Below are 15,447 nucleotides of genomic sequence, written 5' to 3' on the forward strand. Positions count from 1 at the left end.
TTGTGACCACGTCCCGCAGGCGGGATGGTCGCTCAGGTCGTCAGGGACAGCTCCACCTGCTTGAGCCGGTGGACGAGACCCCTGACGAACTCCGTTGTGACGCTGGACATCGCCCGCTGGCATGGCGTAATGATGCCGACGGTCAGTGCGTTGATGTTCGGCTCGTCGAAGGGCCGCCAGACCACCTCGCCGCTCGCAATCTCGTCAGCGAAGGCCAGCTTCGAGAAGAAGGAGATGCCGCGGCCCGAGGCCACCAGGCGCTTGAGCAGGATGGTCGAATTGCAGACGACGCTGGGCGTCACCAGGTCCCAGAATTCGGCGAAGCGCGGCGAGACCACCCCTTGCAGTGGCGACGGCCCCTCCAGGCGAAGGAACGCGTGGTCACGGCAATCGGCAAAGCTGAGCCGCTCCTTCCTTGCAAGCGGGTGTGAGGAAGCCATCACCACGCCCGGCGGCAATGCCACCTGCGCGGCGATTTCCAGGCCGGCGGGCAGCTTCGACATGAACGTCACGCCGACGTCGTATTCGCCGCCCAGGACCTTGGCCGCGACCTCGGAAGGTGTCACTGCCGCAATCGCATAGGTCACGGCGGGATACATTTCCGAGAAGTCGTCGACCGCGGCGGGCAGGAAGTCCACGAACAGCGAATCCATCGCGACGATGGTCAGGTGGCCCTTGCGCTCGTCCTTCAGTTCATCCAGCTCGCCACGCATCAGGTGGTAGTCGTTGAGCGTCGCGCGGATATGCCGCAGCATGCGCTCGCCCGCGGCGTTCAGCCGGATGCCGTTGGGCAACCGGTCGAAGAGGTCGGTGCCCATCTCCGCTTCCAGCTTGAGGATCTGCCGGTTGACGGCACTGGAAGCCACATAGAGATTCTGCGCGGCCTTGCGGATCGATCCGCAGCGGGCCACCTCGACAAAGTACTTGAGGATGCTGGCATGCATGGCAAATGTCTCCGCCGGGACCTTCTGGGGGCCTAGGCCCGCACTGCAGTGGGATACGCTGACACCACGGGATGATCGCACGCGACCGGCCCGATGTAGTCGGCGCCGCCCGGCGAACCGATGCCGCTGACCGCCGGGCCGAAGAACTCCCGGTTGACGGCGGCAAAGACCACCTCCGCTTCCGGCAGTTCGTTGTCCGCGTGGATCGCTTCGGTCGGGCATACCGAGACGCAGATGCCGCAGCTGATGCACTCGTCCGGATGGATGTACAGGGTACGCCCACCCTCGTAGATGCAGTCGACCGGGCAGCACTGGACACAGGCGCGGTCCTTGATGTCGATGCAGCCCGAAGCAATGACGTAGGCCATCACCGACCCCGCCACACAGGCTTGCGTTTTTGCTGGAAGGCCAGCACGCCCTCGTGCGCGTCTTCGGACTGCAGGGCGCTGACCAGCGCCGGCAGCCGCAGCGCCTGCGCATCGGACGGCGACAGCGTGGCGGTGCGGCGCACGACCTGCTTGATGGCCTGCTGCGACAGCGGTGCGCACGCCAGCAAGGCACCGATCCAGCGTTGCACCGCGTCGTCCAGCTGTGCGCGCGGCACGACTTCGTTGATCAGCCCCATTCCCTCGGCTTCCCGCGCTGATACGCGCTTGCCGGTAAGCAGCATCGCCATGGCCTGGCGATAGGGAATCTGGCGCTGCAGCAGGGTCATGCCACCGTCCAGCGGCATGCGCCCGACCAGGGCTTCGGGCAAGCCGAAGCTCGCTTCCTCGCATGCCACGACGATATCGCAGCCCAGCACCATCTCGAAGCCGCCACCCAGCGCAAAGCCGTTGACGCGCGCGATGACCGGCAGGTTCAGCGATTCCCGCAGCGCAATCCCGCCGAAGCCACCGGGACGCGAAGCGCCCCAGTATTCGAGGCCCGTGGTAGCGGGATTCTTCAGGTCCGCGCCCACGCAGAACGCGCGCTCCCCGGCGCCGGTCAGCACCACCACGCGCACATCGTCGCGACGCTCGAGTTCGGTCCAGATGGCCTGCAGTTCGGCTTCGGTAGCGAGGTCGACAGCGTTCAGGACGTCCGGGCGCGACAGCGTGACCGTTGCGACATAGTTCCCGACTTGCAGACTGACGCTCATGATGCCTCCGTTTCCGTCGCCACCGGCGTGCCGGCGTGGCCGGCCAACTCCGCCAGTACTTCCTGGTTGTGCTGGCCAAGCCGGGGGGGCGCGCGGCGCAGCGTCACGCGTGCGCCCGACATGCTGATCGGGCTGTTGATGAACCGGACCTGCTGGCCTTCGCCCTGCCCTTCCAGCAGCATCCCGTTGTGGTGGGTCTGGGGATCGACCAGCGCCTCGCGCAGGTCGCGCACCGGAGCGCACAGGATGTCCTGCGCTTCCAGCCGGGCCAGCCAGTGCTCGCGCGTATTGCTGGCGAAGCGCTCGCGCAGGGTGGCCTGCAACGCGGCCTTGTTCAGGAACTGCTGGCCGAGGTCGCTGTAACGGGGATCGGCCGAGAGGTCTTCGAGTTCCAGCGCTGCACAGATATCGCGCAACGGGTTCTCCTTGAAGGCGCCGACCATCACCAGCGGTCCGTTCGTGGCCTCAAACGCCCCCGATAGTGGCATGGCCGCCCAGTTGACCTCCGAGTCCTCCATCATGATCATGGCCGCCTCCTGCATCTGCATGGCGAGCATCGAGTTGTAGAGCGAGACGCTGATCTTCTGCCCTTCGCCGGTGCGGGCCCGGTCCAGCAGCGCCAGCAGCACCCCCTGGACCATGTGCATGCCCGCGGAATAGTCGGCCAGCGCGGTCGGGTAGACCGAAACCGGCAGCGACTCGTCGGCACGGCGCGCCATCAAGCCCGTGATGGCTTGCGCAAGAACGTCCTGGCCGCCCTTGTGCGCATAGGGCCCGCTTTCGCCAAAGCCGGTGCCCACCGCATAGATGATCCGGGGATTCATCTCGCGGCATGCCTCATAGGACAGGCCCATGCGCTCCATCACGCCCGCGCGGAAATTGTTGACCACCACGTCGGCGCCGGCAATCAGTGCCTTGACCTGGTCCATCGCGTTCGGATCGCGCAGGTTCAGCGCGACGCTGCGCTTGTTGCGGTTCAGGCTGCAGAAGATCGGGTTGTCGGCGCCCGCAACCGGCTCGAAGGTGGACCGGCTGAGATCCCCGGCCCCCTCGCGTTCGATCTTGATGACATCCGCGCCATAGTCAGCCAGGGTCTGCGTGCAGACCGGCCCCATCATGACCTGGGTGAAGTCGATCACGCGGACGCCGCTGAGCGGGAGATTCCTTTGCATGGCTTGCGTGGTCATGCTGCCTCCACCTGCACATAAGTCGCCAGGGCCGGAACATCGGCATTGCGTCCGGTCTGGTCACCGGGGTCTGCGCCTTGCGCGCGAAGCGTCTTCTGTACCGCGCGCACATCCACGTCGCGCACCGAGACCCCGGCATTCAGCGCCAGCGCGGCGGCCACGCCGGCGGCTTCGCCCATGGCCATGCAAGGCGGGATCTCGCGCGAGATCTTTTGCGCCTGGGAGGTGGCGGAATAGTGGCGCCCTGCCACCAGCAGGTTATCGACCTGCTTGGGCAGCAGCACGCGATAAGGCATGTAGTAATCGCGGCCGCGCGCGATGCTGTCGTCAAAGCGCGCGCGCTGGGCCACGTCTTCCTTGGACATCATATACTCGCCGTCGAGCAGGCGGGTCTGGCGCACGCCGGTCTGCGGCGCCACGTCGATGACATAGCACTGCTCGAAGCCGGGCATCTTCTCGCGCACGAAATCGACCACCGCGTGGATATGCTTGCGGCCCTGGATCTCCGCACGCGTCAGGTCTTCCGCCTTGAGGCCGTCGATGCCGGCCATATGCGGGCAGTTGCACCACACCACGCCCGGCAGCGGGGTTTTCAGCCACCACAGGCCCCAGGAACCGCCCAGGACCCGCTTGACCTGGCGGTCGAGCTCGGCGTAGGTTTCCGGCTCCTCGCGCTCGAAGCGCTCGGCTGCTTCCGTGTCGACGCCGCCAAGGCGGAACACGGTGGTGGTGATATAGCTGCCGCCGATATGCGGCGCGCCGGCGGAGGCGGCGACATCGAGGTCGCCGGTGGTGTCGATCACCACGTCGGCGAGGATCGCTTCGCGGCCGCTCTTGGTCTCGCAGATCACGCCCCTGACCTTGCCGTCTTCCACCAGCGTCTGCGAGAACCAGGAATGCAGGCGCAGCTCGATGCCGGCTTCCTGCACCATCTCCAGCGCCACGCGCTTGTAGGCGTCGGGATCAAAGGCCGCGGCAAAGCAGATCGGGTGGGGCGTCTTCTGGCTGTGGAAGTCAAAGGTGCCCCAGCGCCCCCAGCGCCGGTAGGCCGCGGGGTCGTCACCCCACTCGTCGGCGCGCGGAAAGCGCGCCAGACCCACGGCAGCCATGCGTTCGATCATGGTCATGCAGTTGCCGCGTACCGAGATTTCCTGCAGGTGGCTGTCCCACATATCGTCAAGCACCAACACCATGCCGCCCGACGCCAGTCCGCCCAGATGGTTGTAGCGCTCCAGCAGGATGGTGCGTGCACCGTTGCGCGCCGCCGCCAGCGCGGCGGACAGGCCGGCAGGGCCGCCACCCACCACCACCACATTGGCCTGCGCCGCCACGCGCACATCCCTGGCGGGCTGGCGGATCCAGTCATTGATTTTGTTCATGCTTGTCCTTGGAATCGTTGTTGTCGGGCGATGCCCGGCGGGCGCTCAGTGGGCACTCGCCGGTTGCCATTTGATGATCCGGCGCTCAAGCGCCGCGATGACGAGAAAGAACATGCCGGACAGGGCCGCGCTCATGAGGATGGCCGCGTACAGCAAAGCGGAGTCAAACGCGTAGGTGGCCTGGATGATCATGGCGCCGATGCCTTCGGTGGCGCCGATCCACTCACCCACCACGGCGCCGATGACCGACATAGAAGCCGCGATGCGCAGCGCCGAAAACAGGTATGGCAGAGAATTGAACAGGCGCAGCTTGAAGAAGATCTCGCGCCTGCTGGCGGAAAGGACCTGCATCAGTTCGAGCGACTGCGGGTTGACCGCCTCCAGCCCGCGTACCATGTTCACTAGGGTGGGGAAGAAGCACACGATGGCGGCAATGGTGATCTTGGGCGCGATGCCATTGCCCATGATCAGCACCAGGATCGGCGCTTTGGCCACCACCGGGATCGAATTGATCATCACGGCGACCGGGTAGAAGATATCCTGCAAAGTCCGGTTGTGGACGAACACCGTTGCCAGCACGATGGCCATCAGGTTGCCCAGCAGGAAGCCACCCACGGCTTCGGTTGCGGTCGGAATGAGGTTCTGCAGCAGGATGTCGCGCTTGTCGAACAGCGTCTGCAGCACCAGGCCGGGCGAAGGGGCGATGAAAGGCTTGATGTCGAAGCCCGCGACCACTACCCACCACGTGAATGCCAACGCGGCAATGCCGAGTGCGGGCAGCGCCCGCGCACGCCACAGGCGCCGGCGGCGACTGGCGCGGTAGGCGTCGGCTTCGGGGTCCGCTCCGGTGGCGGCCAGGCCCACCTTCATTTCCGTGGCACTCATCAGCAGGTCTCCAGCACGCGCCGCAAATGGGCGGATAGTTGTACGAACTCGGTTGTCTCGCGAATGTCGAGGGTGCGGTCCTCGGTCAGCGTGACCGGCACGATTTCCCTGACCCGGCCAGGATTGGCCGCAAGCAGCAGCACACGCTGGCCGAGGAAGGCGGCCTCATAGATGCTGTGCGTGACGAACAGGATGGTCAGGCCCAGCTCGCGCCAGACGCGGCGCAGTTCCTCGTTCAGGCGGTCGCGGGTGATCTCGTCAAGGGCGCCGAAGGGTTCGTCCATCAACAGGATGCGGGGGTCGCTGACAAGCGCGCGTGCGATCGCCACTCGCTGCCGCATGCCACCCGACATCTCGTGTGGATAGGCGTCTTCACGTCCCTTGAGGCCAACCAGTTCCAGCAATTCGCGCGGCGTAGCCTTGCCCGCGCGGGACTTGCCCTTGGCGACCTCCAGGGGCAGCTCCACATTCTGCAGCGCCGTGCGCCACGGCAGCAGTGCGGCGTCCTGGAACACGAATCCGATATCGCGCCTGGCGCGTGCCACGGCCGGCGTTTCGTCGAGCACGCGAATCTGACCACGGCTGGGCTTGACCAGGTCGGCGATAACACGCAGGAAGGTGGACTTGCCGCACCCCGACGGGCCGAGCAGGGTCAGGAACTCGCCCCTGGCCACGTCGAGGCTCAGGCCCTCGATGGCAGTCGTGCTGCGCCGGTCGGTAAAGAAGCGGACGTTGACGTTACGGCACTGGATTGAGAGTCCCGCATCTGTGTCGCGCACGAGCGGGGTGTTGACGGCGCGCGCCGCGCCGACGGTCTCCGGTAGGATCGCTTGCATCGTTCAGGCTATGACTCTGGCGGATTGCGTGGCTTTCAGGACGTCCATGGTCATGACGTCCTCAACTTTGGGCGTGCGCGCGCGGAACTGGCCAAGCTGGGCGTAAAGCGAGATCTGCTCCTGCCACACTGCCGCGTCCATGCTGCCCCATCCGTGCGTGCTTCCCTCTTTTTGAAAGGCGTAGTTCATGAACGTGTCGATCGCCGCACGCTCATCGGCGCGGTTCAGTGTGGGAAATTCCCTGACCAGAAGGTCAGTGGCCTGATCGCGGTTCTTGTGGGCCTGAATCCAGCCACGCGCGGTCGCGCGCAGGAAGCGCTGCAGCACTTCGGGATGCTTGCGCAGCGTGTCGGTATGGGCGTAGTAAGGCAGCGCATAGAGCCGCACCCCGGAATCCCACAGGCTCAGCTCGACGCGGTCCGCACCCAGTGTCTTGAGCGCCGAAACGTTGGTCTGCCAGCCGGTGACAGCATCCACGCGCCCGCTCAGTAGCGGCATCATGTCGACGCCGACCGGCACGATGTTGACCTGGCTTTCGGGAATCTTGTGCTTGGCCAGCAGGGCTTTGAGCAGCACCATACCGGTTGCTTGGATGCCGATTCGCTTGCCGATCATGTCCTGCGGCGTGCGAATGGGTGACTTCTTCAGCGAAAAGAAAGCGTAGGGATGCTGCTGCAGGCCCACCGCGAAGCATTTGACGGGCAGGCCTTCCGACACTGCCAGCATGATCGACGGACTCGACGAGATCTGCCCGACCTCGCCCCGGCCGGAGGCCACGATGGCAACGCCATCGATATTCGGCCCGCCCGGCATGATGCTGAAATCAATACCTTCCTGTTCGTAGTAACCGAGTCGCTTTGCCACGACTTCACCTACCTGATTGCCGCCCGGTACCCAGCCCAGTTGCATGCTGACAGCCGCCTTGTCGGCGGCAAGGGCGCGCACCGACAGCATTGTGCCGGAAGCAGCCAGCCCGCCGGCCAAGAACGCTGTCTGGATCACGCGTCGGCGCTGTGGATTCTCTGGAACTGCCATCTCATCTCCTTGAATTGCGTATCAATTTTCCCTGCCGCGTTCGCGAGACATTGCTGCGACGGGCCTATTCTGATGGCCGCCTAGTGCTCTAACAAGAATCATTATTAGAGCAATGGCGATGCCAAAATTAGATCGCGCAACAATGGTGCGAAGGCTCCCATGGACGGTGCCATCCATGCCTCGTGCCGGTGCAAAAATCAGCGCTGCCGAGGTACTCCCGCGCAATAAATTCGCTCGGGCCTCGTCAAAAACGATGCTTCCCACAAGACAGATTCCGCGCGGAGAATCCGTCCAAATCTCATCGATAAGAGATTCAGAGGAAACAGGCATGCACACTGGCCATCAAAAAGACCCATGCGCCCGAACGGGCATCACGCATCGGTACGGGAGCTGCATCCGTGCCAGGATCAAGACGATCGTCGGCCCCAGCAAACCTGTCGCGCAGGCGCCGGACCGGTGCCGCTTCCCCCTGTGAATACTGCGGGCTAGTCACTCGCCGCAGACGACTCCCCTCCCAGCTCAGCTTCCACTACGCAGAACCCATGCGCCGCGGCGCACGGGAGAAGCGTGTTCAACCGTTTTTCACAGAAGAAAAGGTAACCATGAAGCGAACTGCCATCCTCGCCACCTCACTCCTGCTGGGCTGCTCGGCAGCGCGGGCTGAAGCCGGCGTGAACTTGTACGGGTTAATTTCCACTGGCATCCTCTATGCCAATAACCAGAACGGCCATTCCCAGGTGCAGATGCCGAACGGGCCGATGCAGACGCCACGCTGGGGGATGCGAGGCACGGAAGAACTTGGCGGCGGCAACATCGCCTTCTTCACCCTGGAAGGTGGCTTTGCCATTGATACGGGCACCCTTTCCCAAGGCGGTCGCCTGTTCGGCCGACAGGCCTTCATCGGTCTGCAATCGCCTGAACTGGGTACCGTCACGCTGGGCCGCCAGTACGATCTGCCGGCGGCTACCTTGTGGCCCTATGAGTCGGGGACACAGTTCGCCGCGTTTGGCACGCACATCGGTGATAGCGACAACGTCTTCAATACCTTTCGCGTCAACAATACGATCGCCTACAAGAGCCCGTCATACGGCGGCTTCCAGGTTTCCGGCATGCTCAGCCTTGGCGAGCAGCCGGGCAACTTCAAGTCGAACAATGCGTTCAGCTTCGGCGCATCGTACAAGGCAGGCGATTTGTCGCTTGGCATGGCGTACGAAGAGCTGAACACACCCAATGCCGCCAGCAATCAGTCCGGCGCGGTAGTGGGAGATTACGGATTCAGCTCGCCGTTCGTCACCAGCCCGACCAATGGTGCAAAGGTCAATCATCAGCGAATCTTTGGCACCGGCGGGGCCTATCAGTTCGGGAAGGTGGGGACTTCACTGCTTTACACCAATGTCCGATTCGACTACCTCGACAATACGCACCTGACGCTGAACAATGCCGAGTTTTCCCTGACTGACTACATCACGCCCAACCTGCTGCTCGGGGCGGCCTACATATTCACCTGGGGTGAATATCAGCCGACGGGCACCATGCCGCAGTGGCACCAGGTGAACCTTGGCGCTGACTATTTCCTGAGCAAGCGCACCGACCTCTTCCTGGTCGGCATTTACCAGCGCGCCGCGGGAGACGCAAAGTTCGCGCAGATCTACACCCTGGCCCCATCGTCGACGAAAAGTCAGGTCACCGCCGTTGTGGGGATGCGGCACAAGTTCTGACTGTGCGACCCAGGCGGAGCCCAACGGCTGATGGCCGAATTGCCGCCATTCGCGAGTCCTGCTACGCCGCCAGCGAGGGCGAGGTGGATTTCACCCGCGCCCTCAATGCCGCGCTCGCCAAAGTGACGGCCGATGGCGGATGGCCAAGCTGCCCGTGTTGATGGAGCAGGCCATTGGAATCCTCAGCCGCCGCCTGCACATTCCGGATTAGCATGGCTACGGAGGTCAAACTCGTGCCTCGCCTGTTCAATGTCCGAGAGATGCGCAACGGCCCAAAGGCCAAGTTCCTCCAAGGGTCTCCTTAGCGAGTGACCGAGCGAGGTCAACGCGTAGTCGACGCGAGGCGGAACCGTACCGTAAACGGTTCGGGCGACGAGTCCATCCCGCTCCAATCCCCTTAACGTCAGTGTCAGCATCCGCTGCGAGATGCCGCCAAGCTGGCGCTTCAGTTCGTTGTATCGCATTCTGCCGGTGGCCAGGCGCATGAGGATCAGGACGCTCCACTTGTCGCCGATGCGGACCAGGACCGCGCCCGCTCGCTGGCAGGCTCCGGGATACTCAGTCCCCATGTCCGATATGCCGGGCAAGGTACCCTTGTGGTCAACGACAATGCCAGTGGCGTTGTCTAACTCCTGTTGATTGGTCGCAGGTAACATCGGTGTGCCTTCTTGTAGCGGATGCTAAAGCTCGGTATGTTGGGTGCAAGCCATCACGCAATCGCACCCATTGAATTTGGATGGTTCAACGCCGCGATGGTCCGCCCTACATTGGAGATTCCCGAGTGACCACGAAGCTTCTTCACATTGACTCCAGCATCCTTGGAGGCAATTCCGTAAGCCGTACCCTGTCGGCCGCCATTATCGACAGGTTCAAGACCGCGCATCCGGAGGCCGATGTCATATACCGTGACCTCGCCACCACAACCATTCCACACTTGTCCGGCGCATATCTGGCTGCGTCCCTGGATCCTGCATCGGCGAACAGCGCAGAGCTTCTGCAAGATATTGAGCTGGGACGCACCATCCTCGAAGAATTCTTGGCGGCGGACATTGTTGTCATTGGTGTCGCGTTCTACAACTTCGGTATCGCCAGCCAGCTGAAGGCCTGGATTGACCGCATTGCCGTTGCGGGAAAGACCTTTCGCTATACGGCCGGAGGACCGGAAGGACTCGCCGGCGATAAGCGCATCGTGCTGGCTATCGCCCGAGGCGGATTCTACGGAACAGGTTCGCCCAACGCTGCGCTGGAGCACGCAGAAGCCTATCTGCGAAGCGTATTCTCCTTCGTTGGCATATCCCGGCTCGAAGTCGTTGCCGCCGAAGGGGTGTCGGTCGGAGCCGAGCAGAGGCAGGTCGCTATCGAACAGGCCCAGCGAAAGATCGACGATTTGCTCGTAGCCTGAAAGCAACCGCTTCATGGATCCAAAGGAGACGGTGAAAAACGATGACAGTGGTTTCGCCATCTCCGCCAGAATGGCTTGATCACGTGAAACTGCCATGCTCAGTGACCTCTTGCAGGCGATTCACGACTAGCGGGCAAAGGATTGCACGCCGGCTGCTATGTCGGCTGCAGTCGCGGCGAGGATCTGGCGATATGCCTGTACCACGCCATCGAGCTGCCCCGGAGCGGGCGCTTCTGCTTCGGTGCGGCCGCTCAGGACCTTACCGTCCGGCAGTCGCCGCACGGTCCAAGTGATCGTTGCCGCGGCACGCTTACCCACTTCGGCATCAAGGCTGACCACTTCCGTTGCCACGCGGAACGCTGGTTGCGTCGCGGACACGCCCTGCTGGTAGACATCCACCGCATCAAGGGTCGATTGAAGTCGCTGTGACAACGCATCACGTAGTTCATCCGGCAATGGTGACGTCCAGCGCGATGTGTCGAACAGCTTGACGCCACCAGTGCTACCGTCACGCACCACCAGCTGAGTCCGGTTCAGGCGTTCCGGCACCCGTACCGGCCTGACCTCGATCCATAGCGGATGTTCCGTCCGACTGTCTCGCCTGCCCACGTCCGTCGCGGCGTTCGTGGAATCCGTGGCCAGCGTGTAGTAGCGTGGCTCAGGAGAGGCGCAGCCGTTCATCAAGGCGGCGGCCGCAACGGCCAGTGGAACCAGTTTCGTCAGACGTTTCATCATTTCTCTTCCCTTTTTCCGCTCAGTAGTGCTTCCGGATGCTGCTCGAGATAGTCGGTGAGCATGCGCAGCGAAGCCGCCGTTCGGGTGAGTTCCTGCATCATTCGTCGCGTATCCTGCTGCAGTGAGGCGTCCGGCCCCAGCGCTTCATTGGCCGTGGCGAGCGTACGGCGCGCATCGTGCAGCGCGGCGAGCACCTGTGGAGCCACGTCGCCATTGACCTGTGTCACCAGCTTGTCCGCGTTGACGAGCATCTTGTTCATGGACACCATCGCCGTACGGGCGTCCTGTCCAATCTGGTCGAACGGCACCTTGCCCATCTTGGTCACGATGTCGCCAAGCTTCGCTTGCAGCTCGTCGAAGGCACCGGGTGTGGTCGGGAGTTCAGGCAGCGATGCGTTCAGATCCAGATCAGTCGGCAAAGACGCCTTCGGGAAGAAATCGAGCGCCACAAACAGCTGGCCGGTCAGCAGGTTGCCGGTGCGCAGCTGCGCCCGCATGCCACGCTGTACCAGGCTTTGCACGATGGCGCGTTTGCGCATGTCGTCAGCCACATCCTTCTCGTGAAGACCCATGCGAGACGGATATAGCTCCACCACGACGGGCATGCGGAAAGCCTTCTTGTCACTCTGGTATTCGATCCCGATCGAGCGTACCTGCCCAACCGTTACGCCACGGAAATCGACCGGCGCACCTGGAGACAGTCCGCGCACGGACTGGTCGAAGTTGAGCACAGCCAGCGCCGGGGCAAGTTCCTCCGGTTCCTTCATGGCTTCGGACTGATCTGCCGCCAGGAGGAACTCGGTGTTCTCCGCGGCCGAGGTTCGCACGGTCGAATGCTCCGGCGCCTGGAACGCGACGCCGCCAAGCATCACGGTGACAAGCGACTGGGTGGACAACTTCAGCCCGTTCGCGTCGAGCTTGAGGTCGACCCCGCTGGCGTGCCAGAAGCGCGTATCGGCGGTGACAAGCTTGTCATATGGCTTGTTGACGAAGACCCGCAGCGTGATGTCGCGGCCGTTCGGCTCGAGCTGATACGCCACGACATGGCCGACCTGCACGCGACGAAAGAAGAGCGGCGAGCCGATATCGAGCGAGCCCAGGTCTTGCGCACGGAGCACGAACTGCCTGCCCGAGGAGTCCGTGGTGATAACGGGCGGAGCTTCGAGCCCGGTGAACTTGTGGGACGTCTCGGTAGACCTGCCCGCATCCACTCCGATGTATGCGCCGGACAGCAGCGTCTCCAGACCGGACACGCCGCTGATGGCAAAGCGCGGCCGAACCACCCAGAAACGTGTGTCGGCGACGGCGAAGCTCTTGGCATCCTTGGTGAGAGCAACTGTCGCGATCACGTGAGAGCGGTCCGCTGCCAGCCGCGCCGACTTGACTACGCCGATATCGAGGTCCTTGTAGCGCACTGGTGTTTTTCCGGGAGTCAGGCCTTCGGCAGTACGAAATGTGACAGTGATCTCGGGCCCACGCGAAACAAGTGCGCTGACGAGCAGCGAAAGCCCGACCACCGCCGCAACGATGGGGATCAGCCAGACGATGGAAGGTAGCCAACGCGCAGGAGGCTTGCGTTCAGGCTGCGGCAGGCCCGCGGGCAGGAGACGATCAGTGTGTTCCGGCATAGTCGGTGTGCGGATATTGGATGGTAGACGGCGACGTCTCGAGTGCATCCCACAACAAGCGGGGATCGAAGCTCAGTGACGACAGCATGGTCAGTACTACGACCGAGGCAAAGGCGACGGCCCCGCCCCCTGGCGCGATCGTGGCCAGAGTCCCGACCCGCACCAGCGAGGCCAGCAGCGCCACCACGAAAATGTCAAGCATGGACCACCGGCCGATGATTTCGACGAGTGCATAGAGCCGGGTCTGCTCGCGGATGCGCCAGCTCGATTTGCGGCGAACCGATAGCAGCAACAGCGTCAGGATCACCATCTTGACCAGCGGTACGATAACGCTGGCGATCAGCACCACGAGGGCCAGCATGTGCGAACCGGACAGCCACAGATAGACCACGCCGGACATGATGGTGTCGCGCTGTGTGCCGAAAATCGACTGCGTCACCATGATCGGCAGCAGATTGGCGGGGATATACAGCAAGTAGGCAGCCAGCAGGAAGGCCCAGGCGCGCGTCACGCCGCCCGGCTTCCGATGATGCAGTACGGCGCCACAGCGCGGACACGGTTCGCCCTCAAGCGCCATTGGACTGAGCAGGTCGCAAGCGTGGCATGACAGCAGTCCGCACGATGTGGCGGTAGCGTGAGGCGATTGAATCGCGTTCATGATGCGGCATCCGGCCGGGAGGGCGGCACATCGTAGGTACCGTGCGCGTCGAGGTGGTGCCACAATTCGCGCGGGTCAAAGGACAGGATGGCGGCAAGCACGGCAACAAGCGCGCCGAACGACCAAAGGGCCACACCCGGCAGTACCTGCGCAATGGTGGAGAGCTTCACCACGGTGACCAGCACACCGATCATGAACACTTCGATCATTCCCCACGGACGCGTCTGGCGGATACCACGCACAATGCGCTCGAAGCCGACGGGCTTGCGCTGTCGCGCCATCGGCACAAGCAGGTAGCACATCAGGAGCAACTCGACCAACGGAAGCAGGATCGTCGTGGCGAACACAAGCATCGCCACTATCGCCATGTCGTCCGCGCAGAGTGCCTGTACTGCGCCCCATAGTGTCGTCTCGGTGCGCGCCCCCTTGAGTTCCATCACCACAATCGGGCATGCGTTCGAGATCAGAAACAGGATCAGGGCGGTCACCACGAGCGGCAGCAGGCGCCGATAGATACGGGAGCCGTCGCGATATAGCGCACCGCCACAGCGAACGCACGCCGCACGTTCGCCCGGCTTCAGCGCCACGCGCGTATGGAGAGCGTCGCAGTACTCACAGGCGACCAGCCGTTGCGAGCCTTGTCGTCGGGCTCGCAGCCGGATGCGGTTCTGATGCACGGAGTGTCCGGGAATGGTCATGGGCGCGGGTGCAGAAGGCAAGCCGTGAGCAAGCCCACTCGAATTTTTCAACATCCCGGCATTCTGCTACAAACTGACTAGTTTGTCATCATGACGTTTGGTGTATTATATAAAGCAAAGCGTCGGTGCGAAGCGGCCGGCGTCGCGGGTATGCCGCAATACGCACTTACTCCGGTGCGGCCACCCCCGCGTCTCACGGGGTCGGGATGACCTCTGAGCTGCCGCACTTCCCCCAAGGCCAAACAGGTCACTGGCGGTGTGATCGCGCTTTCACTTTATACCAGTAAGATAGTGGACGAATTTGATGAGTATCTTCCGACGCTGTTTCGCTATTGCCCTGATTAATTTCTTCTGTGCAATTGCAGGCGTTTATGCGCACACACTGTTCCCGATAGATATTGACCTTTCGATAGACGCAATCAGGTCAATCTCATCATTGATTGGAACGCTATTCGCCATTGTTCTTGGTCTGCTTGTATCTTCCTCTTATGCCGCATTCAACAACCACCAGGCGGATCTGAACTCGCTCGTCAGCGCAATAGCCAATATCGATCTTTTGCTAAAGCACTTCCCTGACGTGTCAGCACGTCCCAGAATGATATTGCGTGAGCTCGTTGTCGACCTTCTGGGCCGCTATTGGCCAAAGAATGGTCACAGGCATGGTGGTCAGATCACCTACAATCAAGTATCAGAGGATGTCGGAAAACTGCTTGAGATAAACGATATATCGGTCGGATTCAAGAACATGAGTCGCGATGACATAAAAGCACTTCGCGACTATTCCAGCAATTTTGTCAGCGTCCAATCCAATATTGTTCGCAGTCTCTCGAATCAAGTTCCAGCTTTACTGCTTGTCATTGTATTTGGATGGGCGTGCCTGCTGTTCTTTCTCTATGGAAGCTTCAGCGGCGGACATATGGTCGCGTTGATCTTTATGCTGCTAGGCGCTATCGCCATAGCCAGTGCCAGCTTTCTCATCCTGGAATTAACACACCCTTATCACGGCATCTTCAAGGTTTCCTGTGCTCCATTGGAGTTGCTCCTCCAATCCATGATCCAGGAAGCCGAATTTGTCAAAGCAGAGCCCAGCGGAGAATCGCTAAGCTTCGTGGGGCTCGGCGATCCATCCGGTTGCACAGGGAGACACTTGCGCGCGACCGATCATCATTGAAAAGACGCCTATACTCCATTCCATCCTTCA

16 protein-coding genes are annotated in these 15,447 nt (G+C 62.3%); 3 read left to right on the top strand and 13 right to left on the bottom strand.

Annotated elements, in window-relative coordinates; all coding sequences use genetic code 11:
* Nucleotides 1-32: 32 nt before the first annotated feature.
* The 8 genes from CupriaWKF_RS20025 to CupriaWKF_RS20060 are packed head-to-tail and all read right to left on the bottom strand — an operon-like array spanning nucleotide 33 to nucleotide 7,374.
* Entirely contained in the window at nucleotides 33-944 is a 912-nt protein-coding gene (locus CupriaWKF_RS20025) for a LysR family transcriptional regulator (RefSeq protein ID WP_276102513.1), read from the bottom strand.
* A 32-nt stretch (nucleotides 945-976) separates the two neighbouring features.
* Nucleotides 977-1,312, bottom strand: coding sequence for a ferredoxin (gene fdxA, locus CupriaWKF_RS20030; protein WP_276102514.1), 336 nt, complete (start codon nucleotides 1,310-1,312; stop codon nucleotides 977-979).
* Nucleotides 1,312-2,085 (bottom strand): enoyl-CoA hydratase-related protein, encoded by a 774-nt coding sequence (locus CupriaWKF_RS20035; RefSeq protein ID WP_276102515.1) that lies wholly within the window; start codon nucleotides 2,083-2,085, stop codon nucleotides 1,312-1,314. The genes fdxA and CupriaWKF_RS20035 overlap by 1 nt, the downstream gene beginning before the upstream one ends.
* Entirely contained in the window at nucleotides 2,082-3,272 is a 1,191-nt protein-coding gene (locus tag CupriaWKF_RS20040; protein ID WP_276102516.1) for a CoA transferase, read from the bottom strand. The genes CupriaWKF_RS20035 and CupriaWKF_RS20040 overlap by 4 nt, the downstream gene beginning before the upstream one ends.
* Complete coding sequence (locus CupriaWKF_RS20045; RefSeq protein ID WP_276102517.1) at nucleotides 3,269-4,651, bottom strand: FAD-dependent oxidoreductase; 1,383 nt, start codon at nucleotides 4,649-4,651, stop codon at nucleotides 3,269-3,271. The genes CupriaWKF_RS20040 and CupriaWKF_RS20045 overlap by 4 nt, the downstream gene beginning before the upstream one ends.
* A gap of 45 nt (nucleotides 4,652-4,696) precedes the next feature.
* On the bottom strand, nucleotides 4,697-5,536 hold the full coding sequence (locus CupriaWKF_RS20050; protein ID WP_276102518.1) for an ABC transporter permease: 840 nt from the start codon (nucleotides 5,534-5,536) through the stop codon (nucleotides 4,697-4,699).
* Nucleotides 5,536-6,372 (bottom strand): ABC transporter ATP-binding protein, encoded by an 837-nt coding sequence (locus tag CupriaWKF_RS20055; RefSeq protein WP_276102519.1) that lies wholly within the window; start codon nucleotides 6,370-6,372, stop codon nucleotides 5,536-5,538. Before CupriaWKF_RS20055 ends, CupriaWKF_RS20050 begins: the two co-directional genes overlap by 1 nt.
* Nucleotides 6,373-6,375: 3 nt before the next feature.
* On the bottom strand, nucleotides 6,376-7,374 hold the full coding sequence (locus CupriaWKF_RS20060) for an ABC transporter substrate-binding protein (RefSeq protein WP_346348622.1): 999 nt from the start codon (nucleotides 7,372-7,374) through the stop codon (nucleotides 6,376-6,378).
* Between the two features lie 575 nt (nucleotides 7,375-7,949).
* Between CupriaWKF_RS20060 and CupriaWKF_RS20065 the strand changes: the two genes are divergently transcribed.
* Nucleotides 7,950-9,125 (top strand): porin, encoded by a 1,176-nt coding sequence (locus CupriaWKF_RS20065; protein WP_346348623.1) that lies wholly within the window; start codon nucleotides 7,950-7,952, stop codon nucleotides 9,123-9,125.
* Nucleotides 9,126-9,307: 182 nt separating this feature from the next.
* Here CupriaWKF_RS20065 and CupriaWKF_RS20070 read toward each other — a convergent pair whose 3' ends face one another.
* On the bottom strand, nucleotides 9,308-9,694 hold the full coding sequence (locus CupriaWKF_RS20070) for a helix-turn-helix domain-containing protein (protein ID WP_276103332.1): 387 nt from the start codon (nucleotides 9,692-9,694) through the stop codon (nucleotides 9,308-9,310).
* 212 nt (nucleotides 9,695-9,906) lie between these two features.
* Between CupriaWKF_RS20070 and CupriaWKF_RS20075 the strand changes: the two genes are divergently transcribed.
* Nucleotides 9,907-10,527, top strand: a complete 621-nt coding sequence (locus CupriaWKF_RS20075; RefSeq protein WP_276102521.1) for an FMN-dependent NADH-azoreductase — start codon at nucleotides 9,907-9,909, stop codon at nucleotides 10,525-10,527.
* 126 nt (nucleotides 10,528-10,653) lie between these two features.
* Here CupriaWKF_RS20075 and CupriaWKF_RS20080 read toward each other — a convergent pair whose 3' ends face one another.
* From CupriaWKF_RS20080 to CupriaWKF_RS20095, 4 genes are read right to left on the bottom strand one after another with little or no spacing between them, the layout of a single operon-like run.
* Nucleotides 10,654-11,262 carry a PqiC family protein gene (locus tag CupriaWKF_RS20080; RefSeq protein ID WP_276102522.1) on the bottom strand — a complete coding sequence of 203 codons (609 nt, stop codon included), beginning with the start codon at nucleotides 11,260-11,262 and terminating at the stop codon, nucleotides 10,654-10,656.
* A complete protein-coding gene (locus tag CupriaWKF_RS20085) occupies nucleotides 11,259-12,890 on the bottom strand; it encodes an MlaD family protein (RefSeq protein WP_276102523.1) in 1,632 nt (543 codons plus the stop codon). Before CupriaWKF_RS20085 ends, CupriaWKF_RS20080 begins: the two co-directional genes overlap by 4 nt.
* Entirely contained in the window at nucleotides 12,874-13,548 is a 675-nt protein-coding gene (locus CupriaWKF_RS20090; RefSeq protein WP_276102524.1) for a paraquat-inducible protein A, read from the bottom strand. The genes CupriaWKF_RS20085 and CupriaWKF_RS20090 overlap by 17 nt, the downstream gene beginning before the upstream one ends.
* The gene (locus tag CupriaWKF_RS20095; protein WP_276102525.1) at nucleotides 13,545-14,246 is read right to left on the bottom strand and encodes a paraquat-inducible protein A; all 702 of its coding nucleotides are present in this window, start codon (nucleotides 14,244-14,246) and stop codon (nucleotides 13,545-13,547) included. The genes CupriaWKF_RS20090 and CupriaWKF_RS20095 overlap by 4 nt, the downstream gene beginning before the upstream one ends.
* 304 nt (nucleotides 14,247-14,550) lie before the next feature.
* On the opposite strand from CupriaWKF_RS20095, the gene CupriaWKF_RS20100 reads away from it, so the two are divergent.
* Nucleotides 14,551-15,417 carry a hypothetical protein gene (locus CupriaWKF_RS20100; protein ID WP_276102526.1) on the top strand — a complete coding sequence of 289 codons (867 nt, stop codon included), beginning with the start codon at nucleotides 14,551-14,553 and terminating at the stop codon, nucleotides 15,415-15,417.
* Nucleotides 15,418-15,447 lie beyond the last annotated feature (30 nt).

Source organism: Cupriavidus sp. WKF15 (assembly GCF_029278605.1).
Taxonomy (GTDB): Bacteria; Pseudomonadota; Gammaproteobacteria; order Burkholderiales; family Burkholderiaceae; genus Cupriavidus.

Bases quoted from the DNA above. Each gene is read 5' to 3' on its own strand.
- CupriaWKF_RS20025 (WP_276102513.1), bottom strand. From the start codon at position 944: ATGCATGCCAGCATCCTCAAGTACTTTGTCGAGGTGGCCCGCTGCGGA.
- fdxA (WP_276102514.1), bottom strand. From the start codon at position 1,312: ATGGCCTACGTCATTGCTTCGGGCTGCATCGACATCAAGGACCGCGCC.
- CupriaWKF_RS20035 (WP_276102515.1), bottom strand. From the start codon at position 2,085: ATGAGCGTCAGTCTGCAAGTCGGGAACTATGTCGCAACGGTCACGCTG.
- CupriaWKF_RS20040 (WP_276102516.1), bottom strand. From the start codon at position 3,272: ATGACCACGCAAGCCATGCAAAGGAATCTCCCGCTCAGCGGCGTCCGC.
- CupriaWKF_RS20045 (WP_276102517.1), bottom strand. From the start codon at position 4,651: ATGAACAAAATCAATGACTGGATCCGCCAGCCCGCCAGGGATGTGCGC.
- CupriaWKF_RS20050 (WP_276102518.1), bottom strand. From the start codon at position 5,536: ATGAGTGCCACGGAAATGAAGGTGGGCCTGGCCGCCACCGGAGCGGAC.
- CupriaWKF_RS20055 (WP_276102519.1), bottom strand. From the start codon at position 6,372: ATGCAAGCGATCCTACCGGAGACCGTCGGCGCGGCGCGCGCCGTCAAC.
- CupriaWKF_RS20065 (WP_346348623.1), top strand. From the start codon at position 7,950: ATGCGCCGCGGCGCACGGGAGAAGCGTGTTCAACCGTTTTTCACAGAA.
- CupriaWKF_RS20070 (WP_276103332.1), bottom strand. From the start codon at position 9,694: ATGGGGACTGAGTATCCCGGAGCCTGCCAGCGAGCGGGCGCGGTCCTG.
- CupriaWKF_RS20080 (WP_276102522.1), bottom strand. From the start codon at position 11,262: ATGATGAAACGTCTGACGAAACTGGTTCCACTGGCCGTTGCGGCCGCC.
- CupriaWKF_RS20085 (WP_276102523.1), bottom strand. From the start codon at position 12,890: ATGCCGGAACACACTGATCGTCTCCTGCCCGCGGGCCTGCCGCAGCCT.
- CupriaWKF_RS20090 (WP_276102524.1), bottom strand. From the start codon at position 13,548: ATGAACGCGATTCAATCGCCTCACGCTACCGCCACATCGTGCGGACTG.
- CupriaWKF_RS20095 (WP_276102525.1), bottom strand. From the start codon at position 14,246: ATGACCATTCCCGGACACTCCGTGCATCAGAACCGCATCCGGCTGCGA.
- CupriaWKF_RS20100 (WP_276102526.1), top strand. From the start codon at position 14,551: ATGAGTATCTTCCGACGCTGTTTCGCTATTGCCCTGATTAATTTCTTC.